Source organism: Streptomyces sp. NPDC029139 (assembly GCF_055564335.1).
In genome coordinates, this window is record NZ_JBVHWN010000016.1 from 132026 (window position 1) to 155767 (window position 23742).

Consider the following 23742-nt stretch of genomic DNA (forward strand, 5'->3'; position numbering starts at 1 on the left):
ACGACCATGACCGGAACCTCGAGACGGCCGATCCGGGCCGCCTGGCTGGCGGCCGGCTGCGCCGCCGCGCTGCTGAGCGGGTGCAGCGCCTCGCCCGACGGCCCGGGACGCGGGGCCCAGCGAGCCGCCCCGGCGGTGCGCGGCGAGCAGCAGATCAACGCCCGGCCCGTCGGCGACCTGCGTGACGGAGGCGAGCTGCGCATCCCCGTGGACGCGCTGCCCACCAACTACAACCCGGTCCAGGTCAACGGCGCCCGCGTGGTGACCTGGCAGCTGGCCGAGGCGATCCTGCCGAGCGCCTTCACCGAGGCCCCGGACGGCGGACACGCCCTCAACAAGGCGTTCTTCACCTCGGCCGCCCTCACGTCGACCTCTCCGCAGGTCATCACGTACACGATCGCGGACAAGGCGGTCTGGAGCAACGGCCGCCCCCTCACCTGGGAGGACCTGCGCGGGCAGTGGCAGGCGCTCAGCGGCCGGGACACGGCGTACGAGGGGTACAGCAACGTCGGGTACGCGGACATCGCCTCGGTGGAGCGGGGCGCCTCGGACAAGGTGGCCGTGGTCACGCTGCGCCGGCCGTTCGCCGAATGGCAGGGCCTGTTCCGGCCGCTGGTGCCCAAGGAGCTGACCGTGAGGGCGAGTTCCTTCAACCGGGGCTGGCTGGAGGAGCCGCCGATCACCTCCGGCCCGTTCGCCGTCGAGCGGATCGACCGGACCGGGAAGACGATCGCACTGAAGCGCAACGCGTCCTGGTGGGCCCGCAGACCGCCTTTGGACCGGGTCGTCCTGCGGGTCCTCGACCCGGCGGCACGCGCCGACGAGCTCGCCAACCGGGGCATCGACATCTACCCCGTCGGCGCGGACCTGGATCTGTTCACCCGGGCCCGGGCCATGCCCGGAGTGGAGATCCGGCAGGCCCCCGAACGTCTCGCGGGGCAGCTCACCTTCAACGGGGCCGAGGGTGCTCCGCTCGCCGACGAAGCCCTGCGCCGGGCCGTCGCCCAGGCCGTCGATCCGAAGGCGGTCACCGACGCCCTCGTCGGCCGGATCGTGCCCGGGGCCGCACCGGTCGGGCACCACATCCTGCCGCCGGGCGACCCGGGCTACCGGGACAACTCGGCGACGCTGCCCTTCGACGCCACGGCGGCGGGACGGCAGCTCGACCGGCTGGGCTGGAAGAAGAACGGCCCCTACCGCGAGCGCGAGGGCAAGCGGCTGACCTTGCGGCTCGTCGGCCAGACCACGCCCGTGGGCCGGACGGTCACCGGCCTTATCACGGAGCAGCTGCGGGCCGTCGGCATCGAGGCGCGCACGCGCACCGTGCCGCTGGAGAACTTCTACGACGGCTATCTCCTGCCGGGCAACTTCGACCTCATCGCCTTCGAGTGGACCAAGTCCGCCTCCCCGTTCGCCCATGACCGGCCGGTGTTCCAGAAGCCCGCGGGCGATGACTTCGGCAGCAACTTCGGCCGTGTCCACGTCCCCGGGATCGACGAGCTGTACGACCGGGGCCTGGCCGAGCTGGACCCCGGCAAGCGGCGCGAGATCGCGAACAGGATCGACGTACTGGCCTGGAAGCACGCCCACCATCTGCCGCTCTACGCCGGTTCCGGCGCGTACGCGGTCCGCGAGGACCTCGCCAACTACGGCGCGCGCGGCCTGGGTTCGTACGGTTTCGAGAGCGCCGGGTACGTGAAGTGAGGGGGGCGGCCGTCCATCTGGCGCGACGGCTCGCCTGGCGGGTGGGACTGTGCCTGGCCGCCACACTCGCCGCGTACGTGCTGGCCTCCCTCAGCTTCGACCCGCTCGCGGAGCTGAGGGGGCACCAGCCACGGCCGCCACAGGCCGTCATCGACGCGCGGGCGCACCGTCTGGGGCTCGACTCGCCGCTGCCCATGCGCTTCCTCGACTGGCTGTCCGGGGTTCCGCGCGGCGACTTCGGCGAGACGGTCGGCGGGCAGCGGATCGCCGACGAGCTGTGGCGGCGCTGCGGCACCAGTGTCCGGCTCTTCCTCGCCGGGAGTCTGCTGGCGATGGCCGCCGGGGTGGTGATCGGGGTGTGGAACGCGCTGCGCAGCGGCCGGGTGAGCGACGGGGTGTCCCTCGTGGGCTCGCTGGTGCTGCTCGCGATACCGGTGTTCGTCCTGGGGACGGTTCTGAAGATGGCGTGGCTCCCCGTCAACGAGGCCGTCGGCACGCAGCTGCTGTACTTCTCCGCCGAGACGACTCCGGGTGCGGAGCTCACCGGGTGGGAGGCGTTCGGTGACCGGCTGCGGCACCTGGCCCTCCCGACGCTCGCCGTCGCGCTCCCCCAGGCCGCGTTCTACAGCCGCTATCAGCGGGCGGCGATGCTCGACGTGCTGGGCAGCGATTTCCTCCGGGCGGCGCGGGCGAAGGGCCTGCGGCGCGGCACGGCGGTGGTGCGGCACGGCATCCGGATGGCGTTGATCCCGATGGTGACCCTCTTCTCGTTCACGTTCGGCCTGCATCTGACGGGCGGGGTGTTCACCGAGCGGATCTTCGGCTGGAACGGCATGGGTGACTGGCTGCTCACCGGGATCCACGAGCAGGACGCGACGGTCGTCGCCACCGTGACCCTGTTCATCGCCGTCCTGGTGGTCCTCGCGGGGTGGCTCGGGGACGCGCTGCTGGCCGTTCTCGATCCCCGGACACGGAGGGCCGCCGCGTGACCGCCCCCTCCTCGGTGCCGGCCCGGCTCCTGCGGAGCCCGCTCGCGCTCTGCGGGGCCGTCCTGCTGCTCGTCCTGGCCGTTTCGGCGCTCGCGGGGCCCTGGCTCTGGCCGTACGACCATGTCACCCAGGATCCCGGGGCGGCGCTGCTCCCGCCGTCCGCGGAGCACTGGCTCGGAACGGCCCGACTCGGCGAGGACCTCCTCGCGCAGTGCCTCATGGCGCTGCGGAAGTCCCTGCTCATCGGGCTGCTGGTGGCCGGGCTCTCCACGCTGCTCGCGACGCTGGTCGGGCTGACGGCGGGATACGTCGGCAAGGGTGTCGACCGGTCGCTGATGTGGGGCGTGGACATGCTGCTGGTCCTGCCGTCCTTCCTCGTCGTCGCCGTGCTCTCGCCGGCGCTGCGCGACCGCTCCTGGCTGTGGACGGTGCTGGTCATCGCCCTGTTCCAGTGGATGCTCACCGCGCGTGTCGTGCGCGCCCGGGCGGTGAGCCTGCGGCAACGGGAGTTCGTGACGGCGGCCCGCTTCATGGGCGCGCCGACGGGCTGGATCCTGCGCCGCCATCTCGTCCCGCATCTGGTGCCGTTGCTGGTCATCGACTGCACGCTGCACGTCGGTGCCGCGATCCTCGGCGAGGCGGGACTGAGCTACTTCGGCTTCGGGATCCAGCCTCCCGATGTGTCGCTGGGGACGCTGCTGGCCGTGGGGAGCGGTTCGGCGCTGACGTATCCGTGGGTGTTCCTCGCCCCGGTGGGTTTCCTCGTGCTGACCGTGACGGCCGTGGGACTGCTGGGCGAGGCGCTGCGGCGCGCACTGGACGAGGAGGAGAGCCATGACGACCACGACGCCCATGAGCGCCGTGACGCCTGAGGACACGGCACAGCCGCTGCTGGAGGTGCGCGGTCTGTCGGTCACCTTCGCCGCGGGTGCGCGGCGCGCGGTGGAGGGGGTGGATCTGACCCTGGCGCGTGCTGAGTCGCTCGCCGTCGTGGGGACCTCGGGCTCGGGGAAGTCGGTGACGGCCTCGGCGCTGATCGGGCTGCTGCCCGGGCGGGGCGAGGTCCGTGGCTCGGTGCGGTTCGACGGGCGCGAGCTGGTGGGCCTCCCGGACCGGGAGCTGTCGCGGATCCGGGGGGCGCGGATCGGCATGGTGTTCCAGGACCCGCTGGCGGCGCTGACGCCCGTGATGTCGGTGGGGCGGCAGATCGAGGAGGCGATACGGACCCACCGGCGGGTGCCGCGCGCGGCGGCCCGGGTGCGGGCGGTCCACCTCCTCGACCGGGTGGGGATCCCGGACGCGGCACGGCGGGCGCGGGCGTACCCGCACGAGCTGTCCGGCGGGATGCGGCAGCGGGTCGCGATCGCGGTGGCCCTCGCCGGCGACCCGGAACTGCTGATCGCCGACGAGCCGACGAGCGCCCTGGACACGACCGTGCAGGCGCAGATCCTGGACCTTTTGGACCGTCAGCGCGCGGAGCTGGGGTGCGCGCTGCTCCTGATCACCCACGACCTGGGGGTGGTGGCCCGCTGCTGCGACCGGGTGGCCGTGATGCGCGACGGCCGCCTCGGCGCGGCCGGCGAGGTGGCGGCGCTGCTCTCGGCCGGAGGGCGGGACGGTGGCGGGAGGACGGGCGGGGAGGGTTCGGGCGGTGATCTGGGGCACCTGCTGGCCGCCACCCGGCGCATGGAGGAGGCCCCGACCGGCCGGCGCGCCGCCGCACCACGGACCGGCACGACGCGGGCCGTCACGTCGATGAGGGTGTCGGACCACGAGCCGGTCCCGGCCGCGCCTCCGGAAGTGCTGCGTGTCGAGGGCCTGGAGCGGCACTACGCGGCGCGGCGGGGCCGGGCGGTACGCGCGGTCGACGGGGTGAGCCTCAGCCTGCGGAAGGGCAGGGCGCTCGCGCTGGTCGGCGAGTCCGGGTGCGGGAAGACCACCACGCTCCACGAGATCCTGCGGTTGCGGGCCCCCGCCGCCGGCCGGATCGAGGTGCTCGGGCGCGATCTCGCCTCGCTCCCGCCCTCCGGCCGACGGGAGGTGAGGCACCGGATGAGCGTGGTGTTCCAGGACCCCGCGTCCTCGCTCGACCCGCGGATGCGCGTCGGGGAGATCATCGCGGAGCCGCTCGCCCTGCGGGGCTCGACGCCCGCCGAACAGGCAGCCCGAGTCCGTGAGTTGCTGCGTCTGGTGGAGCTTCCCGAGAGCGTCGCGGAGGTCCGGCCCGGCCGGCTGTCGGGCGGTCAGCGGCAGCGGGTGGCCATCGCCCGGGCCCTGTCCACCGGGCCGGAACTCGTCCTGCTCGACGAGCCGGTGTCCGCGCTGGACGTGCCGCTGCGAGCCGGGGTGATGGACCTGCTCGACGGCCTGCGGGCCCGGATGGGCCTCTCCTACGTGCTGGTGTCCCACGACATCCGGCTCGTGCGCCGTTCCGCCGACGACGTGGCCGTGATGTATCTGGGGCGGGTGGTGGAGCAGGGTCCCGCCGAGGAGGTGCTCGGGCGGCCCCGCCATCCGTACACCCGGGCCCTGGTCGACGCCTCGCCCTCGACCGATCCGGTTCGGGAGCGCGAGCGCGTCGTGCTGCGCGGGGACCCGCTGCCGTCGACCGGCGAGGGCTGCTCCTTCCGGAACCGTTGCCCTCTCTTCCCGGCGCTGGACGCGCCCGTCCAGGAGGCGTGCGTGCGGAACGCTCCGCTCCTGAAGGAGGCCGCCCCCGGCTCGGCTCAACTCCTCGCGTGCCACGGCGACCTGCACAAGCGGCACGTACCATTCCTTGATTGAAAACGATTGTCGTTGCGCACTAGGGTCGAGGCGGACGAACGGCGCGGCGGTGCCGCCGCCGGACCATTCCTACGAGAAGACCAGGAGTCCGCACATTCATGAGCACTCCGTTGTATCTCGCTCCACGACTCGAGCCCCGGCTGGCGTCGCTCCTCGACGACACCGAGCTCCTCCACCGGCTGACGCGGGCGCTCGGTTCGCCGCTGAACATCGTGCTTCCCGACCAGATCGCCGAGAACGTCCGCCGCTTCCAGGACGTGTACGCGAAGCACCGGCTGGCCGGCACGATCTACTTCGCCCACAAGGCCAACCGCTCCAGCGCGCTCGTCAGGCGCCTCGCCGCCACCGAGGCCCACATCGACATCGCCTCGCTGCACGAGCTCCAGCACGCGCTGGGCTGTGGCTTCGCGCCGGAGCGCATCATGGCGACGGGCCCGAAGAGCCCGGAGTTCCTGTGGCTGGCGGCGCGGACGGGGGTCGTCGTCAACGTCGACTCGGCCGACGAGCTCCGCACGCTGGCCGCGCTCGTCGAGGAGCACCGGCTCCCCGCGGTCCGCGTCCTGCTGCGGCTCTCGGACTTCGACAGCACGGGGGTCACCGTGCTGAGCCGGCGCAGCCGGTTCGGCACTCCGGCCGCCTCGGCCACCGTGCTGCTCGACATCCTCGACAAGCACCGGGAGTCCCTCGACTTCCAGGGCGTCGCCTACCACCTCGACACCATCGGCGCCGCCGAGAAGGCCACCGCCTTCGAAGGATGCCTGCGGGTGATGAACGAATGCGCCGCCCGGGGCCTGCGCCCCCGTGTCGTCGACATCGGAGGCGGCTTCGGCGTGGACTACCTCGCCGACGGCGCCCAGTGGGAGACGTACACCTCGGAACTGACCAACGCCGTGCTGGGCAGGCGCCCTGCCCTGACCTGGCAGGGGCACGGCTACGGACTGCGCAACGACGGCGGGACGCTGCGGGGCGCGCTCGGCCTCTACCCCGCCCACCGGCCCGTGTCGGGGCCGCGCTACTTCGACGAACTCCTCGCGACACGCGGCCAGTCGCTGGGACGTCCGCTGGCGACCCTGCTCCTGGAGAGCCTGTACGACCTGCACATCGAGCCGGGTCGCGCGCTGGTCGACCAGTGCGGTGTCGCGCTCGCCCGCGTCCTGGAGGTCCGCGACACCCCGGGCGGTGACTGCTTCGTACGCCTGGAGATGAACGCCTCCGACGTCAGCCTGGAGGAGCACGGCGTCCTGATGGACCCGGTGCTCGTGGAGCGCCCCGGCGGCAGGGCCGAGGCCGGCGGCGACGGTCCGGTGGGGGTCCATCTGATCGGGAACCTCTGCCTGGAGGCCGACTTCATCACGCGCCGGCTGGTGTACCTGCCCCGCCGTCCGGCACCCGGCGACCTGCTCGCCTTCGCCAACACCGCCGGCTACTTCATGGACTTCAGCGCCGACCACGCCCTGCACCAGCCCATCGCACGCAAGGTCGCCGCCTACCGGGCGGGCGACCGGTGGGACTGGTGCCTCGACGAGAACTACTGGCCCATCACTTCCACGGGGGAAGACTGTTGAAGTACGACTCGATCACCGATGTCATCGGCGACACTCCGCTCGTCCGCATAGCACCGGAGATACACGGACTGCGTCACATCGATCTCTACGCCAAGCTGGAGATGCTCAACCCCTTCGGCTCCGTCAAGGACCGGGCGGCCTGGAACATGGTCCAGCCGCTCCTGGCGGCGGACGAGGAGGGCGACGGTGAGGGCGGCGGCGACGGCAAGGCCGCGCGCACCGTCGTGGAGCTGTCCAGCGGCAACACCGCCAAGGCGCTCGCCGTCATCGCCGGCATGCACGGGCTGCCGTTCAAGAGCGTCACCAACCGCATGAAGGTCCCCGAGATCAAGGATCTGCTGCTGCTCCTGGGCGCGGAGATCGAGGAGCTTCCCGGGCAGGCCGAGTGCCTGGACCCGACGAACACCGAGGACCCGCTCACCAAGATCCACCAGATGCTCTCCGCCGACACCGGCGCCTACGTCCACACGGACCAGTACTACAACCCGCTGAACATCGAGGCGCACCGGACGGCCACCGGGCCGGAGATCGTGAAGGACCTCGGCGGCCGGGCCCCCGACTGGTTCGTCGCGGCGGTCGGCACCGCGGGCTCCTCGACCGGCACCGCCCGCGCGCTGCGCGGCCACGACCCGAACGTCGGCGTGATCGGCCTGGTCGCCCACAAGTCCGACTTCATCCCGGGCATCCGGAACATCGACGAGGTGCACGAGGTCGGCCTCTTCGACCCGGCCACGTACGACACCATCGAGTCGGTCTCCGCGGACGAGGCCATCGACGGCATGATCACGCTCGTCCGCCGCTGCGGCATGCTCGCGGGGCCCACGGGCGGAGCCGCCTACTTCGGTGCCGTCCGGCATCTGCGGGCCATCGACGAGACGCTGACGGACGAGGAGGAGCGCAGGACCGCCGTCTTCATCGTCTGCGACCGCGTCGAGAGCTACATGAGCTACGTCCGGCAGCGGCGGCCCGAGCTGCTGCGGCAGCCGGCCCGGCGCAACTCCGTCGCCACGCTCACGGACGCCGAGATCGCCGCCGCCACCTCCATCGACGCGGGAGAGGCCCGTCGGTGGATCGCCGACGAGCGGCCCCTCGTGGTCGACCTGCGCGGGTCCTTCGCCTACGACGCGCTGCACATCCCCGGCTCGGTGAACATCGTCGACGAGATCTTCGCGGAACTCCTGCACGGCGGGCTCCCGTTCGGCCGCACACAGCCGGTCCTCCTGGCCTGCCCGGTCGGCGAGCAGTCGGTGCGTTACGCCGCGCTGCTCGCCCGGATGGGACACACCGATGTGCGCAGCCTCGAGGGCGGCATCATCGCCTGGCGCGACGCCGGCGCTCCGCTGGTGAGGGACTGACATGACGCTGCCTCTCGACACCACTCCCGCCCCGCCGGCCGATCTCGCCTCCTGGCAGGCGGAGCTGCGGGCCCAGTTCCCCATCGTCACGGGTCATCCGGACGTCCGGTACCTGGACAGCTCGGCCACCGCGCAGAAGCCGCAGGCCGTCCTCGACGCCGTGCACCGCTATCTGACCACGTCCAACGCCAACGCCGGGCGGGGCACGTACCCCTGGGCGAACCGGACCACCGAGCTGATCGAGCGAGCCAGGGAGCGGGTGAAGTCCTTCCTCGGCGATCCCCGGCCGGAAGAGTCGGGCGTCCACTTCACCAGCGGGACGACGGAGGGCCTGCGCGCGGTCGCGCGCGACTGGCTGACCTCGTACCTGCGCGACGGTGACGAGATCGTCGTCCCGTTCGCCGACCACCAGGCCAATGCCGTGCCCTGGCTGGAGGCCCGGCGGCTGCTCGCGGAGCGCGGTGTGCGGATCACCGTACGGGAGATGCCGTACGAGACGGACTCCCGCGACTACGACCAGCGGGCGCTGGCCGGGCTGGTCAACGAACGCACCCGTTTCGTGGCCGCCACGCACGTCCACCACGTCTACGGCGCGGACATGAACGTGCACCGGATCCGTGCGACGGCGGGCCCCGACGTCGTGATCTGTCTGGACGCGGCGCAGAGCATCGGGCACAAGCCCGTGGACCTGGGCGACCTCGACGTCGACTTCGCCGTCTTCTCCGGGCACAAGGCGATGGCCCTGCCCGGTGTCGGTGCCATCTGGGCCCGGAATCTGCGCGGGCCGGTGTTCGAGCCGGGCGGGTGGAGCGGCAGCCCCAACACCAGCGGCATCGTCAGCCTGCACGCCGCGCTGGACTGGCTGGAGGAGGCGGACCCGCGGCGGATCGAACGCTGGACGGTCGACCTCGGGGTCCGCCTCACGGACGGGCTCAGCCGCCTCGCCTCGTACGAGGTGCTCGGCTGTCCGCTCAGTCTGACGGCCGCGTCCACGGTGCAGCGCCGCCAGGGCATCGTCACCTTCCGCCATCGCGCCATCGGCTCCAACGACCTGGGCTTCATCCTGGCCAGCCACGGGCTGATGGTGCGTGCGGACGGGCACTGCCAGGGGCACTCCGGGGAGAAGGACTCCTCGGTGCGGGTCAGCCTGCACGTCTACAACACCCCCGACGACATCGACCACCTGCTGGAGGTCCTGGCCGGCCTCGACCGGGAGAGCTGAGGAACCATGCGAGACGAGAAAGCCGGCGGGCGGGGCGAGGACCCGGCGCCGGTCGTGATGGTCGACGTGTACGCGCCGACCCTGCGCCTGGCCCGGGCCTTCGAGGAGGCCGGCCGTCCGGTGGTCCGGGTCCAGAGCACCCCGTCCGTCCCCCCGGTCTACCGCGGTTCGTTCCGGAGGGAGGACTTCGCCGAGGACATCGTGCACGAGGGTGATTTCGCGACCACGCTGCGGGCGGTCGCCGCCCACCGGCCGGCCGCCGTGCTCACCGGCGGGGAGCTGGGGGTCGAGCTGGCCGACCGGCTCGCCGAGGCGCTGGGGCTCGCCGGCAACGGGACCCGGCTCAGCGGCGCCCGCCGCCACAAGCACACCCAGATCGAGACGATCAAGGCGGCCGGCCTGCCCGGAACCCGCCAGCATCTGGCCGCCTCGGCCGAGGACGCCGCCGACTGGCACCGCGCACTCGGCGGCCGGGCCGTCGTCAAACCGGTCCGCAGCGCGGGCAACGACCACGTCAGCTTCTGCGCGAGCCCGGAGGAGACGGCCGCCGCGTACGAGAAGATCATGGCCGCGACGAACATCTTCTCCTTCCGCAACGAAGGCGTGGTGGTCCAGGAGCACCTGGAGGGCACCGAGTACGTCGTCAACACGGTGAGCCGCGACGGGCACCACCGGTGCACCGACGTGTGGCGGTACATGAAGATCTCCGCCAACGGTGTCACCGACCGCATCAGCGCGGCCGTCTCCACGCACCCCGGCTCCCCCGAGCGTGCCCGGCTGATCGAGTACGGCTTCGAGGTGCTCGACGCCCTCGAGGTCCGGCACGGGCCGGCCCATCTGGAGATCATGCTCACCCCGGACGGGCCGCGGCTGGTCGAGGCGGGCATCCGGCTGTGCGGCGCGGACGCGGCCTACTTCGCGCGGCTCGCGGCCGGCGAGTCGCAGATCGAGCGGACCGTCGACGCCTATCTGCGCCCGGAGCGTTTCCTCGCCTCCGTCGGCGACGCGCACCGCGTGGAGCGGCACGTCGCCATGGCGTACCTGACCTCGCCGGTCAGCGGAACGCTCGCCGGGTATCCCCTGCTGCCGCAGGTGGAGGCGCTGGAGAGCTTCCACAACGTGCACATCGCGGTGCCGGAGGGCGGACAGCTGCCGCTGACCGTCGACGACACCACGGAGCCGATGATGATCGGTCTGGCGCACGCCTCGGAGCATGTGCTCGCGCGGGACCTGAACACCGTGCACTACCTGGACGGCGCGGGGTTCTACGCCCTCGCGGACCTGGAGGGCGGCGCGTGACCGGGCGACGGCCTCATCTCGTGGTCCTGCACCGCTGGCGGGCCGACTACGCCCACTACGCGCGGTACGTCGACCACTCCGCGTACGCCGTCAGTTATGTGACCACCGAGGTCGGGACGGAGGCCGTGCCAGCCCCAGCGGCCGAGACCGTCGTCGTGCCCGCCACCGACGACCTCGCACGGGTCCGCAAGGAGATCGACGGCCTCGCCGCGCGCCACGGGGCCCCGAGCGCGGTCGTCGCGCTCAAGGAGGACGATCTGCTCGTGGCCGCCCAGGTGGCCCTGGAGTGGGACTGCCGCGGCAGACGCCCCGACGAACTGCTGCCCTTCCGGGACAAGTACCTGATGACGGCCACCGTGGCGCGGGCCGGGCTCACCGTCCCGCCGACGGCCCGGGTCGCCGGACCGCGCGACGTGCGGGCGCTCGCCGACGCGCACGAGTGCCCGGTCGTCGTCAAGCCGGCGACCGGCAGCAGCAGCGAGGGGGTCGTGCTCGTCCGGGACGAACGGGACCTGGAGGAGGTGCAGTTCGCCGCGGACCGGCCGCTGATCGCCCAGACGCACATTCCGCATCCGGTGTTCCACGTGGACGGGGTCTTCGACGGCCACGAGCTGCTCTGCTGGAAGGCGTCCCGCTACGTCAACTCCTGTCTGGGGTTCCGGCACGGCGCCACGCTCGGCTCGGTCGAGGAGGACCGGGCCGACGTCGTGGCGGCGGTCGGCGACTTCGCGGTCCGTGCGCTGCGGGCGCTCACCTCCTCCCCCCTCCCCTTCCATCTGGAGGTGTTCGTGGACACCGAGGCGCCGTCCGGTCCGCGCGTCACCTTCCTCGAGGTGGGAGCGCGGGTGGGCGGGGCGGAGATCCCGTACGTGTGGCGGGAGGTGCACGGCTACGACCTGATGGAGGCCGCGTTCCGCATCGCCCTCGGCCAGGAACCGAGACCCTGGGCGCCGCCGCCCCGGACGGAGACCGCCGGATGGCTGCTCGCCCCGGCCCCGGCGGCCCGGCCGTGCGTCATCACCGGTGTGACACCGATGCGGGGCCGGCGACCGGGCCCGTACGCGGAGGAGTTGCTGCGCCCCGGCGACGTCCTGCCCGCGGCGGACGCGTACTACGAGCACGTCGGGGGCCGGTTCCGGTTCCGCGGTCCGGACAGCGCGGCCGTCCTGGCAGCGGTCGAGGCGACCGCGCGCGACTTCCGGGTGACCGGCGAGACCTGTGGAGGCGGACGATGACCGGCATGGCGCAGTACGGCCGGCTGTGGCGGGTGCCGGGGGCTCCGCTGCTCCTGGTGGGCGGTGTGGTCGCCCGCCTCGGACAGGGAGTCACGGTCCTCGCCTGGCTGCTCCTGGTGAAGGAGACCAGCGGGGGGTTCGCCGAGGCGGGCCTGGTGGGCGCCACGATCTCGCTCGCCACGGCGGCCACCGCTCCCGTGGCCGGACGCCTCGCGGACCGCTACGGCGCGGGCCGGGTACTGCCGCTGTACGCAGCGCTCTACGCCGCCCTCCAGCTGGTGCTGCTCGCCGCGGTGCTGGCGCGGCTGCCCCTCGGGGTGCTGTGCGCCGTCGCCGCACTGTCGGGCGCCGCGTTTCCCGCGATCAGCCCGGCGCTGCGTGCCGCGTGGACCACGCTGACCAACGAGGACAGTGGCCGCGGGGACGTACGGCAGGCGGCGATGGCGGCCGAATCCACCCTGTTCGAGCTGGTCTTCGTCGTCGGGCCGCTGCTGTTCTCCGCGTTCATGCTCCTGGGCACCCCGCTCGGCGATGCCCTGGACACCGGCACCGGAACGGCGGGCCCGGCGGCCGCTCTGGTCTTCGCCTCGCTGTGCACCGGGTTCGGCACGTTCGTGGTGGCGCGCGGCCGGGCGATGCGCGCGCTGCCGTCCGGCGGCGGGAAGGCGGCCCGCGGGATCGGGCCGCTGCGGGAGCCGGCGCTGCGGATGCTGCTGCTGTGCGCGGCGGGCATCGCGTTCTCCTTCGGCGGCTCGCCGGTCGCCATCGCCGCGTACACGAAGGCGCATGACGGCGCGTCGGCCGAGAGCGTGACCGGTGTACTCATCGCCGTCTGGAGCATCGGCAGTGCGGCGGCGGGCCTGTGGTACGGAAGCCGTACGTTCCGCGGGTCCCTCGGACGGCGCTTCCTCGTGCTGCTCGGCGCGCTCGCCACCGGGTACGCGGTGTGGGCGCTGATGCCGAACTCGTACGCCCTCGGTGCCGTGCTCTTCGTCTCCGGTGCCGTCATCGCCCCGGCGCTGACGGTGGAGGCCGAGCTCGTCTCGCAGGTCGTGCCGGAGCGGATGCTGAACGAGGCGTACACCTGGCTCACCACCGTCAACCTCTCGATGGCCGCGCTGGGTTCCGCGGTCACCGGCGTCGTCGTCGACCGGCAGGGCGGCCACACCTGGGGCTTCCTCGCCGCCGCGGCGGCCACCGCGGTCGCGGCGCTGGTCGCCGCGACGGGCCGGCTCGAGGCGCCCGCCGGCCCGCTCGCGTCCGCGGCGGAGGACATACCCGTCGCACCGCCCGCGCCACCAGTACGAACAGCACCAACAGCAAGGACGCACCATGGCAAGGAACATGACGGCTGAGACGGCGGCCCGTCTCTGGGTGGACCGCTGGGAGCGCCAGCAGGAGCTCTACGCGACCGCCCGCGAGGAACGCTTCCACGTCGTGGCCGACGTGGTCGCGCACGGCACACGGGGCATGGACCGGCCCCTCGTCGCCGATCTCGGCTGCGGACCCGGTTCGCTCGCCGCCCGGCTGGCCGCCCGTCTGCCGCACGCCCGGGTCCTGGCGGTCGACCACGACCCGCTGCTCCTGGCCCTGGGGCGGGCGGTGCACGGCGGCGCGGTCGGGTTCGTCGACGCGCGGATCGGCTCCGGGGCCCGGGCCGCGGAGCTGTCCGCCGCCGGCCCGCTGGACGCCGTCGTGTCCACCACGGCGCTGCACTACCTGCCCCTGGACGTGCTCGCCTCGGTGTACGAGGAGGTCCACGAGCTGCTGCGCCCCGGCGGGGTGCTGGTGAACGCCGACCACCTCTTCCAGGAGGACACCGCGATCCGCCGGCTCGCCGCCGCGGTCGCCGGGGGCCACGACGCGCGTCGTGGCCCCCGGTCCGCCGAGGACTGGCAGGGGTGGTGGGCCGGCGTGGCCGCCGACGGCCGGTTCGCGGAGCTCCTGGCGGAGCGGGAGGCCCGCGGCCTGGACCTCGGTGACGACAACGGACTCACGGCGCAGCGCCACATGGAGCTGATGCGCAAGGCGGGTTTCGGCGCGGTGGGGAGCGTCTGGCAGTACGGGCACAGCTGCGTCCTGGCCGCCGTCCGTACGCGGCCTCGCCCTCCTTCGGCGCGATGCCATGGAGAGGGGTGATAATCCGGATATGAGCGCAAAGTCGGTCGTGGTCGGGGTGGACGGTTCCGCGCACAGTCACCGGGCCCTGGAATGGGCGCTGAACACCGCGCGCGGGCTCGACGCTCCGCTCGTGGTCGCGCATGTACGCTCCGACGCCCTCCAGCTCGGCGCCGCGCGCATCTCCTCGCTCGGCGAGCCCGCCGAGATCCCCGACAGCGTCCTCGACGGTGTCCGCGCGTGGATCGAGGAGCACGGCGGGAGCGTGCCGGTGCGGTACACGTCGCTCGACGGCTCCGTACCGGACGCCCTGCTCGCCGAGGCACGGTCGGCGCGGCTCCTGGTGACCGGGTCCCGGGGGCGGGGCGGGTTCGCGAGCCTCCTGCTCGGCTCCACCAGCCGGGCCCTCGCCTCGGCCGCGCCCTGTCCGGTCGTGGTCGTGCCGCACGAGGCGCGGGACGTGTCGCTGGGGAGCGGCGCGACGGCGGGCCGGGTGCTGCTCGGGCTGCACCCGGAGGAGACCGCAGACGAGGTGCTGGACTTCGCCTTCCACGCCGCCCGGCAGCGGAGCGTGGCCGTCGAGGCGGTGACGGCCTACCGGCTCCCGCCCTCCCCCGTCATCCTGGCCAGCCCGCCGGCCCCGGTGCTACAGGTTCCGCCGCCGCTCCCCGTCGACGAGATGCCCGAGCTCGTCCGGGAGACCTCCCGGCGGCAGGAGGAGCGCCTGCGGCCCTTCACCGAGCGGTTCCCGGACGTCGAGGTCGTCCCGGCCGTGATCCCCTCGGACGCGGCGGGCAGGCTCGTCGAGGGGTCGCGGACCGCGGGCCTCGTGGTCGTGGGCCGCCACCGCAGGCACCGGGTCGAGTCGCTGCTCATGGGCTCGGTCGCCCACGCCGTCGTGCACCACGCCCACTGTCCGGTCGCGATCGTGCCGCCCACTCCTCCGGCGTCCGACGGGGTCTGAGCGAGGCACACCCCTGCGGAGACCCTTGGCGCGCCCGCCGGTGTCTCATCGAAGCGCTTCGATACCGTGTCCATAATCCTGGACACTCGCCAGGGCCCGAGATACCGTCTCCCTGTTCAGAGCTACACAAGCAGCGCTTGCCGTTGTCGAAGCGCTTCACACGATCGGGAGTGGGGATGGTCACCCTTGCCGAGGTCGCCCGGCACGCCGGAGTGTCGGCCAGCACGGTGAGCTACGTCCTCAGCGGCAAGCGTTCCATCTCCGCCGTCACCCGGCAGCGCGTCCACGACAGCATCGAGCACCTGGGCTACCACCCGCACGCCGGTGCCCGCGCCCTCGCCAGCAACCGGTCCCGGATCATCGCCCTGATGGTGCCGCTGCGCACCGACATGTACCTACCGGTGATGATGGAGATCGCCCTCGCCATCGCCACCACCGCACGCGAACACGGCTACGACGTCCTCCTCCTGACGGGCGAGGAAGGGCCCGCGGCCGTACGGCGCGTCACCGGCAGCGGCCTCGCCGAGGCCATGATCCTGATGGACATCCAACTCGAGGACGAGCGGCTGCCGTTGCTCCGCGAGGGCGGCCAGCCCGCCGTCCTCGTCGGCCTGCCGGCCGATCACTCCGGGCTCACCTGCGTCGACCTCGACTTCGCCGCGACCGGCGCCCTGTGCGCCGAACACCTGGCGGCGCTCGGGCACCGGGACCTCGCCGTCATCGGCGAGGCGCCCGGCGTCTACGAACGCCACACCGGCTTCGCCGAACGCACCCTCGAAGGACTGCGCGGGCGCGCGGCACAGCTGGGACTGAGCGTGCTGCACCGCCCGTGCGAGGGAGGCTACGCCTCCCTGGCGGGGACGCTCGGCAGGATCTTCGACGAGCGGCCCGGCACCACCGGTCTCGTCGTCCAGAACGAGGCGGCGGTGGAGCCGCTGCTCGCCCTGCTGCGGCAGGGCGGGCGGGCGGTTCCGGAGGACGTCTCGGTGGTCGCGGTCTGCCCCGAACAGGTGGCCGTCCAGGCGTCCGTACGGCTCACCTCCGTCGCGGTTCCCGCGCAGGAGCTCGGGCGGCGGGCGGTGGAGCTCCTCATGGCCAAGCTGCGGGGCCGGCCGGACGAGGGGGTCGTACTCCTGCCGCCCGAGCTGACCGTGCGGGACAGCTCGGGGCCCGCACCGTCGGTCAACCGGAGCTGACGGTCAGACTGTTGGTGCGGAAGTCCTTGCCGCCGGACGACGAGGTGATCTCGAAGCCGAACTGGACGTCGCCGATGGTCTCGTCGCCCATCCACTTCTTCGTGTCCTTGATCCACTTCAGGATCGGCAGGATGTTCACGGTGCCGGCGGTCGAGTCGGAGGTCCGCAGGAACGAGAACACCTCGTGGTACGAGCCGTCGGCGTTGTAGACCTTCCCCTTGTACACGGACCAGGTGTGGCCGCCGAGGGTCGCCGTGCCCTGGTGGTCGCCGAGCGCCCCGACGGGGCCGGTCGCGTTGACCCAGAGCATGATCTCGTAGTCGTGGTCGGTGTCCCAGATATCGTACGAGCTGTTGTGCGCCCCGGAGGACGGCACCGTGACGTTGTAGCTGCTGGTCAGCGTGGTCATGGCGCTGATCTTCCGGTTCACCACCTTCTTGGCGTTGGGGTACGACTTGATGCCGCCGGTGTCCGGGTGGTCGGCCCAGACTCCCCAGTTGGTGCCGGAGTTGGCCCACACGCACTGGCTGCCCGCTCCCGAGCCCCAGATGTTGTTGTAGAGCGTGTATCCGCCGAGCGTGGTGTTGCCCCATCGGTCGCAGCTGTTCCAGACGGCCGCCTGGGCGGGGGCGGCGGCGAGGCCCAGCGTGGCGCCGAGGGCGAGGACGGGTGCCAGCAGCGCGGTGCGGAACCGGGCGGCCGCGGTCGTGCGTGGTGCCATGGTCGGTCCTTCCGTGGGGGGGTTACCGCGTCTCGGGGGTGAGGACGCGGTCGACGCCGGCGCACAGGTCGAGCGGGTGCGCGCCGGCGGGGCTTCGGAGGTCGATCCGGTGGCTGCGGGAGGGGCGGACGACCGCGGTGTACGTCCCCGGCGCCCAGGTCAGGTCGACACGGGCGCCGAAGCGGGTGCGGATGCCGGTGATCCGGCCGCTCGGATACGCGGCGGGGGGCGCGGGCAGCAGGACGAGGCGATCGGGCGTCGACTGCACCAGCATCTCGATGAGCACGGCGGGCAGGGCGTGCGCGGCGTCGGCGTTGTAGACGTCACGGCCCGGGTAGTGGGAGCTCATCAGGGAGCCGTGGAAGTAGTCACCCGCGAGGACCCGGTGCAGAGCGGATTCCGCCCGGGGAGCGTCCCGGAGGCGGGCCGCTACCAGGGCCTGGTGCAGGTGGCCGTGGGCGGAGTCGTTCTCGGCGCCGCGCAGGGCGAGGGCGCGGTGGGCGGCGCGCGCCAGGTCGGGGGTGTCGTACGGGTTGATCTCGTGGAGCGGCCAGACGGCGTAGAGATGGCTGAGGTGGCGGTGGTCGTAGGTGTCGCCGAGACCGGGCCAGGCCCATTCGGCGAGCGCCCCGTCGGCGTTGATCCGGTACGGGGGCAGCCGGCCGGCGAGCGCGCGGCGGCGGTCCGCGGCGGGGCCGGGCCGGTAGGAGGCGGCGGTCCGCAGCGCGTGCCGGGCGGCGGTGAGGTCCATGGTCGCGTTGATCGCCCCCCAGCTCGCGTGGGCGGGCCGGTTCTCGGGCGAGTAGGAGGGCACCACGACGACGTTGCCGTCCGGCCCGGTCCGGGTGAGGAAGTCCTCGTAGAAGTCGGCCACTTCGGCGAGGACGGCGGCGAGGCGGGGGTCGCGGGTCCCTCGGGACTCGTCGTGGTCGACGAGCGGTTTCAGGAGCCAGTCGGCTCCCGCCGTCCAGAGGTGGAGGGGGTACTCGCGGCTGAAGTGATAGGTGTGGCCGCTGACTCCGTCGGTGTGGGAGGGGGCGACGACGCCCCGGGCACCGAAGACGCTGCGGGCGTTGTCCCGCCAGTCGGCCAACTGGCCCATGATCAGCCGGGCATGCGCGTCCACCACCTCGGGGAGGTCGGCGGCGACGGCGGAGGCGGTCTGGAGGTTGAGGTTGGCGTTGGTGGTGAAGGCACCGGACCAGGCGGTGTTCCAGTCGCCGGTCCACAGTCCGGTCAGCCGGGGCGGCAGCATGCCGGAGGCGGACAGCAGGTGGTACCGACCGGCGGCGAAGAGCCGCTCCATGAGCGCGGGGCTCCGCGGACGGCGCAGGAGCGCGGCACCGGGGAGCGCGCGCTCGGCCGGGTCGGCACGGAGATCGAGGGTGACGCGACCGTAGGCGGCCCGGTGCAGGGCGGTATGACGGTCGAGCAGTCGGGCGTAGGCGGCGGCGAGGGGCGTGAGCGAGGCGTCCCGTTCGGTGGCGGCCGGGCCCGGGCCCGGGGGCGTCGGCGTCTCGTCGGCGCGGAGGAGCGCCCGCAGGTGCTCCGCCTCGGCGACCGTGTCCAGATCACCCTCGTGTCGGCGCACCCGCGTCAGGACGAGCAGCTCGCGGGCGTCCATGAACCGTACGCCCGCCCTGGTGATCGCCGTCCTGCCGCCGTCCGTGACCGCCAGGGCCACGCCCGTGTAGGCGAGACGGCTGCCGGGGTATCCCGCCCGGAGGGTGAGCAGGACGCCGTCGGGGGTGAGCGCCACGCCCCGGCCGACGGTCAGGTCCGCCGGGACGCCCGGGAGCCGGTGGTCGAGGTGGAGTTCGGCCGCGGGGCCGGGGCCGGTCACGTACTGCAGGATCACGTCGTCGGCGCGCGAGACGACGACCTCGCCGCGCCGCGCACCGCGCACCGAGGTCACCACTCCCGTGGTGAAGTCGACGGCTCTGCGGTACCCCCGCGCCGATCCGCCGTCCTGCCCGCGCAGCCGGATCTGGAAGGCGGGGTGGAAGGGGCGGACCCAGCGCAGGGGCCGGCCGTCGGTGAACCGTTCGGCTGCGGCGACGTCCCCGGCGAGCAACCGGTCCTGCAGCCCCGCCAGCCGGTCGGCGAGGCGCGGGGGTCGGGTGTCCTCCTCGGCGTTGTTCGGCCGGACGAGCCCGTGGTGGGTGACGATCACCCGGTCGTCGTCCGGGTCGCCGAGGACCATGGCCCCGTGCCGGCCGTTGCCGCTGAGGGACGCGTCCTCCCAGCGGTCCGCGGGCGCCGCCTCCCAGGTGCCGTGGACGGGACCGGACTCCCCCGCCGCGGCCGTCATGCCGGTTCCTCCAGGACCGCGACGCCGTACCGGTCCAGGCGCAGTGTGCCGTCGACGCGTGTGCCGGTGAGCAGGTCCCGGTGGTGCCCCGGGATCTTCACGGTGGCCTCGTCGCGGTGATGGTTCAGCACGAAGAGCAGCTCGCCGCGGCGGACGGCCTCGACGCCGTCCGGCAGGCCGTCGAGGACGGGCCCCACTCCGGCGTCCTGGGCGATCCGGGTGAGAAGCGCGCGCAGCGCGCCGGGCTCGGGCAGGGTGGAGACGTACCAGGCGCGGCCGTTACGGAGCACGGCCGGCAGACCGTCGAGCTCCCCGCCCCGGTAGGCGGCGACGGTCTGAGCGCCCGGTGCGGGCGCCAGCTCCTCGGACCACAGCGTGCCGTGGAAGTCCCCGCAGTCGACGCGCTCCCCGGCGTCGAGCGGCCACCACTCGTGGAGGACGTCGATCCCCAGCAGTTCGCGCAGGCGGGGGTCCATGCCGCCGGGGCGTACGCGGTCGTCCTCGTCGGCCACGCCGGTGAGGAAGCCGCAGACGAGGGTGCCGCCGCCGCGTACGTGGGCGAGCAGGTTCTCGATCGCGGTGTCGTCGAGGAGGTAGAGGTGCGGGACGACGACGAGGCGGTAGGCGGACAGGTCGTGCGCGGGGTGTGCGAAGGCGGTGGTGGTGTGGGACTCCCACAGGGCGCGGTGCCAGGCGCGGACGATCTCGGCGTGGTCGACGAGGTGGGAGAGCCGGCCGTCCTGGTCGCCGGCCCACCAGGAGTTCCAGTCGTGCAGGACGGCGACGTCCGCCCGAACGCGCCGGCCGGCGACCTGCTCGCCGAGGAGGGCGAGTTCGCGGCCGATCTCCTTGACCTCCTGGAAGACCCGGCCCTTCTCCCCGGCGTGGCCGAGCATGCCGGAGTGGAACTTCTCCGCGCCCTGGCGGGACTGCCGCCACTGGAAGTAGCACAGGGCGTCGGCTCCGTGGGCGACGGACTGGAGGGACCACAGGCGGTTGAGGCCCTGCGGCTTGGGGTGGTTGACGCCTCGCCAGTTGACGGGTCCCGCCGCCTGCTCCATCACCATCCAGGGTCCGCCGCCCGCCTGGGAGCGGGTCATGTCGCCGATCATGGCGTTGTACTGGCCGCCGTACGGATCCTTGGGGTCGGGGTAGATGTCGACGGAGACGAGGTCTTCCTCGCGGGCCCAGGTCCAGGCGTCCTGGCCGGTCCAGAAGGGCATGAAGTTGGTGGTGACCGGGACGTGGGGGGTGTGGCGGCGCACGATGTCCCGCTCGGCGCGGTAGCACTCCAGGAGCATGTCTGAGGTGTAGCGCCGGAAGTCGAGCACGTGGGCGGGGTTCTTCATGTAGTGGGCGTGCCGGGGCGGCAGGATCTCGTCCCAGCTGTCGTAGCCCTGGCTCCAGAAGGCGGTTCCCCAGGCCGTGTTGAGCGCGTCGAGGGTTCCGTACCTCTCCTGGAGCCAGCCGCGGAAGGTGCGGGCGGCCTCGTCGCCCCAGTCGAAGGTGCAGTACTCGTTGTTGATGTGCCACATGGTCAGGGCGGGGTGGCTGCCGTAGCGGGCGGCGAGGTCTTCCGTGAGGGCGGCGGCGTGGCGCCGGTAGACCGGGCTGGAGTGGGAGAAGTGCTGCCGGGACCCCCACCACTCGGTCCGGCCGTCGGCGTCGCGGGGCAGGGTCTCGGGGTGGAGGCGTCCCATCCAGGGCGGGGGCGAGGAGGTGGGGGTGGCGAGCACGACCCCGATGCCGTGGGCGTGCAGGAGGTCCATGAGCCGGTCGAGCCAGCCGAACTCGCGGGCGCCGGGGCGGGGTTCGATCCTGGCCCAGGAGAAGACACCGACGGTGACCGAGTTGACGCCGGCTTCCTTCATCAGGCGGATGTCCTCGGGCCAGGTCTCCTCGGGCCACTGCTCGGGGTTGTAGTCGCCGCCGAAGAGGATGCGCGCCGGGCGGTCCGGCCGTCCGCCGTGGGGGCGGGTCACGTCGTCGAGGCCGGGCATCAGGCGATGTCCCCGTACTGGATGCCTCGGCCGTTGGTGCCGAGGTAGACGCGGCCGTAGAGGCGCGGATCGCCGGTGATCACCTCGCCCGTCCATCCCCACTGGTGGGCGTCGTCGTTGATACGGGTCCAGCTCGCGCCCTCGTCGTCGGAGCGGTACACGCCGACGAAGTCGGCGGTGGCGCCGGTCTGGTAGATCGCCGGGTAGCCGGGGTCCTGGGCCGCCTTGCCGAAGCCGAGGGCGTACGAGGCCCAGCAGCTGGTCACCTTGGTGAAGGTGCGGCCGGCGTCGGTGGAGCGGTAGAGGCCGTTCCACTTGGCGGAGAGCCAGAGGTGGCCGCGGCGGCCGGGGGCGGCGGCGATGCGGAACTGGGTGTCGCCGGACGGAAGTCCGGTCGCACCGACCGTGAACGACGCGCCACTGTCAGTGCTCACGTATACGTTTCCTGTGTCGGTGTCGTACGCGTAGAAGAGCGTCGGGTCGGCCGGGTCGGCGACCGGCGTGGCGCCCTTCGGGAAGGAGGAGACCTCGGTCCAGGTCGCACCGTTGTCGGTGGAGCGGTGCGCGGCGTGCCTGGTGCCGTCCCAGTGCACGAAGGACCAGAGCAGTGCCGTGGCGTCGGCGCCGAGGGCGATCGGTCCCGGTGCGTCCTTGGCGATGGGGGGCTGGGCGGAGAAGGGCGCCCAGGTCCGGCCCCCGTCGGTGGAGTACGCGCCGTTGCCGTGGTCGCCCCAGCCGGTGCGGACGACATGGTGCGGCCGCAGCGCGGCCTGCGCGAGTCCGGTCGCCGACCCGAACACCGGATGCGTGGCCATGCCGTCGGAGGGGGACGCCGTGAGGCTGTCGTGGTACATGACGCCGATGTCGCCGAGCCCGCTGATCAGGTGCGCCGTCCCGACCGGCGGCGAGATCAGCTGGCGTACGGCGGACTCCTCCAGGCCGCGGACGCGCGGGGCCCAGTGGGTGAGGTCCCGGGTCGCGTAGAGCGTCGCGCCCGTTCCGTAGAGCAGGTGCTTCGCGTCGAAGGGGTCCAGGGCGAGTGCCTGGATCCACCAGCCGAACTTGGGGTGTTCCTCGCCCCACTTCAGGAAGGGGGTCTCCGACACGTCGAAGACCGCGGTGTTCTTGAGAGAGGTCCAGGTCGCGCCGCCGTCGGTGGAGCGGAAGAGGGTGTCGACGTCCGCCCAGCGGTTGTTCGTGGAGACCACGACGGTGCCGGGGCGGCGGGCGTCGACGGCGACGCCGCCGTAGCCGAAGGTGTCGGGGCTGCCGGCGGAGGTCGTGCCGCCCGGGCGGACGGGGGTGACCTCGGTCCAGCGGCCGGTGACGGTGTGCAGCTTGTGCACCGATCCGGTGGTCTGGCCGTTGGGGCCGGGCGCGTCGGCGTAGGTGACGTACAGCTCGCGGGCGCAGGCGTCGTACGCGGCGCGGATCGGGACCTTGGCGGCGGTGCCGGCCGGCCGGCCGGGGACGGGCTCCCAGCCGGTGGCGGTCGAGCGGAGCAGAGTGGCGCCGTCGTCGCCCCAGCCGGCGTAGACGGTGCGGCCGGCGGCGACGAGGAAGGTGACGCCCTGGCCGGTCGCCGAGGGCTGGGCGGGGAAGCCGGTCGCGGGTGCCCAGGTGGCTCCCCGGTCGGTGGACTTGAGGAGGCCGTCGTGGCGGGTGCCCAGCCACAGGGTGTCGCTGCCGCGCGGGTCGACGAGGAGGCGCTCGCCCGTGCCCCGGCCGTCCTCGTTGGCGCCGAGCTTGACGGTGAGGTCGGTGCGGGCCCAGGTCGCGCCGCGGTCCTCCGAGCGCAGTACGGCGCCGTTGCCCGCCCACGGCTGACTGTAGGTGCCCAGCGCCAGGTACAGCCGGTCGGGGTGGGCGGGGTCGACGGCGATCGCCTCGACGCCGAGGAGGTTCCAGTCGTCCCAGCCGAGGTGGTCGGTGAGCGGGGTCCATCGGGCGGCGCGGGCGTCCCAGCGGTAGGCGCCGCCGATGTCGGTGCGGGCGTAGGCGAGGCCGCGTACGGCGGGGTGGAAGAGGACGCCGGTGATGAAGCCGGTGCCGCCGATGACCGCGGTGCGCCAGCGGTAGGGAGTGCTCGCGGCGCCGGAGTCGGGGCGTGCGGCGGCGCGGACCGCGGGGCCGGCGGCGGGTGCGGCGTGCGCCGTGCCGGGGAGCCCCGGCAGGGCGGTGGCGGCGGTCGCGGCGGCGGCGCCGGCGAGGACGGTACGCCGGGAGACCGTGACGGACGACGGTGTGGGCACGGGAAGGGACGGCGGCATGGCGAACCT

At 73.1% G+C, this 23742-nt stretch carries 17 protein-coding genes; 13 read left to right on the forward strand and 4 right to left on the reverse strand.

What is annotated here, in order from left to right; genetic code table 11:
- Positions 1 to 6: 6 nt before the first annotated feature.
- From ACZ4VW_RS28595 to ACZ4VW_RS28655, 13 genes are all read left to right on the forward strand, one after another.
- Positions 7 to 1704: an ABC transporter family substrate-binding protein gene (locus ACZ4VW_RS28595; RefSeq protein WP_467967323.1), complete on the forward strand. Its 1698-nt coding sequence runs from the start codon at positions 7 to 9 to the stop codon at positions 1702 to 1704.
- A complete protein-coding gene (locus tag ACZ4VW_RS28600) occupies positions 1701 to 2693 on the forward strand; it encodes an ABC transporter permease (RefSeq protein ID WP_467967325.1) in 993 nt (330 codons plus the stop codon). The genes ACZ4VW_RS28595 and ACZ4VW_RS28600 overlap by 4 nt, the downstream gene beginning before the upstream one ends.
- Positions 2690 to 3565, forward strand: a complete 876-nt coding sequence (locus ACZ4VW_RS28605) for an ABC transporter permease (RefSeq protein ID WP_467967327.1) — start codon at positions 2690 to 2692, stop codon at positions 3563 to 3565. The genes ACZ4VW_RS28600 and ACZ4VW_RS28605 overlap by 4 nt, the downstream gene beginning before the upstream one ends.
- Positions 3528 to 5477, forward strand: a complete 1950-nt coding sequence (locus tag ACZ4VW_RS28610; RefSeq protein ID WP_467967329.1) for a dipeptide ABC transporter ATP-binding protein — start codon at positions 3528 to 3530, stop codon at positions 5475 to 5477. The genes ACZ4VW_RS28605 and ACZ4VW_RS28610 overlap by 38 nt, the downstream gene beginning before the upstream one ends.
- A 98-nt stretch (positions 5478 to 5575) precedes the next feature.
- Complete coding sequence (locus tag ACZ4VW_RS28615; RefSeq protein WP_467967331.1) at positions 5576 to 7042, forward strand: Y4yA family PLP-dependent enzyme; 1467 nt, start codon at positions 5576 to 5578, stop codon at positions 7040 to 7042.
- A complete protein-coding gene (locus ACZ4VW_RS28620) occupies positions 7039 to 8397 on the forward strand; it encodes a pyridoxal-phosphate dependent enzyme (protein WP_467967333.1) in 1359 nt (452 codons plus the stop codon). Before ACZ4VW_RS28615 ends, ACZ4VW_RS28620 begins: the two co-directional genes overlap by 4 nt.
- 1 nt (position 8398) lies before the next feature.
- Positions 8399 to 9619, forward strand: a complete 1221-nt coding sequence (locus ACZ4VW_RS28625) for an aminotransferase class V-fold PLP-dependent enzyme (RefSeq protein WP_467967335.1) — start codon at positions 8399 to 8401, stop codon at positions 9617 to 9619.
- A 6-nt stretch (positions 9620 to 9625) separates the two neighbouring features.
- The gene (locus ACZ4VW_RS28630) at positions 9626 to 10918 is read left to right on the forward strand and encodes an ATP-grasp domain-containing protein (protein ID WP_467967337.1); all 1293 of its coding nucleotides are present in this window, start codon (positions 9626 to 9628) and stop codon (positions 10916 to 10918) included.
- The gene (locus tag ACZ4VW_RS28635) at positions 10915 to 12153 is read left to right on the forward strand and encodes an ATP-grasp domain-containing protein (protein ID WP_467967339.1); all 1239 of its coding nucleotides are present in this window, start codon (positions 10915 to 10917) and stop codon (positions 12151 to 12153) included. Before ACZ4VW_RS28630 ends, ACZ4VW_RS28635 begins: the two co-directional genes overlap by 4 nt.
- Positions 12150 to 13508, forward strand: a complete 1359-nt coding sequence (locus ACZ4VW_RS28640) for an MFS transporter (protein ID WP_467967341.1) — start codon at positions 12150 to 12152, stop codon at positions 13506 to 13508. The genes ACZ4VW_RS28635 and ACZ4VW_RS28640 overlap by 4 nt, the downstream gene beginning before the upstream one ends.
- Positions 13498 to 14292: a class I SAM-dependent methyltransferase gene (locus ACZ4VW_RS28645; RefSeq protein ID WP_467967343.1), complete on the forward strand. Its 795-nt coding sequence runs from the start codon at positions 13498 to 13500 to the stop codon at positions 14290 to 14292. Before ACZ4VW_RS28640 ends, ACZ4VW_RS28645 begins: the two co-directional genes overlap by 11 nt.
- Positions 14293 to 14302: 10 nt before the next feature.
- The gene (locus ACZ4VW_RS28650) at positions 14303 to 15235 is read left to right on the forward strand and encodes a universal stress protein (protein ID WP_467967345.1); all 933 of its coding nucleotides are present in this window, start codon (positions 14303 to 14305) and stop codon (positions 15233 to 15235) included.
- A 176-nt stretch (positions 15236 to 15411) separates the two neighbouring features.
- Entirely contained in the window at positions 15412 to 16431 is a 1020-nt protein-coding gene (locus ACZ4VW_RS28655) for a LacI family DNA-binding transcriptional regulator (protein WP_467967347.1), read from the forward strand.
- On the opposite strand, the gene ACZ4VW_RS28660 is transcribed toward ACZ4VW_RS28655, so the two are convergent.
- From ACZ4VW_RS28660 to ACZ4VW_RS28675, 4 genes are read right to left on the reverse strand one after another with little or no spacing between them, the layout of a single operon-like run.
- Positions 16418 to 17152 (reverse strand): glycoside hydrolase family 12 protein, encoded by a 735-nt coding sequence (locus ACZ4VW_RS28660; protein WP_467967349.1) that lies wholly within the window; start codon positions 17150 to 17152, stop codon positions 16418 to 16420. The two genes, ACZ4VW_RS28655 and ACZ4VW_RS28660, sit on opposite strands and share 14 nt — an antisense overlap.
- A 22-nt stretch (positions 17153 to 17174) precedes the next feature.
- Positions 17175 to 19463: a glycosyl hydrolase family 95 catalytic domain-containing protein gene (locus ACZ4VW_RS28665; RefSeq protein WP_467967351.1), complete on the reverse strand. Its 2289-nt coding sequence runs from the start codon at positions 19461 to 19463 to the stop codon at positions 17175 to 17177.
- Positions 19460 to 21463 carry a beta-galactosidase gene (locus ACZ4VW_RS28670; protein WP_467967353.1) on the reverse strand — a complete coding sequence of 668 codons (2004 nt, stop codon included), beginning with the start codon at positions 21461 to 21463 and terminating at the stop codon, positions 19460 to 19462. Before ACZ4VW_RS28670 ends, ACZ4VW_RS28665 begins: the two co-directional genes overlap by 4 nt.
- Positions 21463 to 23733 carry a 1,4-beta-glucanase gene (locus ACZ4VW_RS28675; RefSeq protein ID WP_467967355.1) on the reverse strand — a complete coding sequence of 757 codons (2271 nt, stop codon included), beginning with the start codon at positions 23731 to 23733 and terminating at the stop codon, positions 21463 to 21465. The genes ACZ4VW_RS28670 and ACZ4VW_RS28675 overlap by 1 nt, the downstream gene beginning before the upstream one ends.
- Positions 23734 to 23742: the final 9 nt, after the last annotated feature.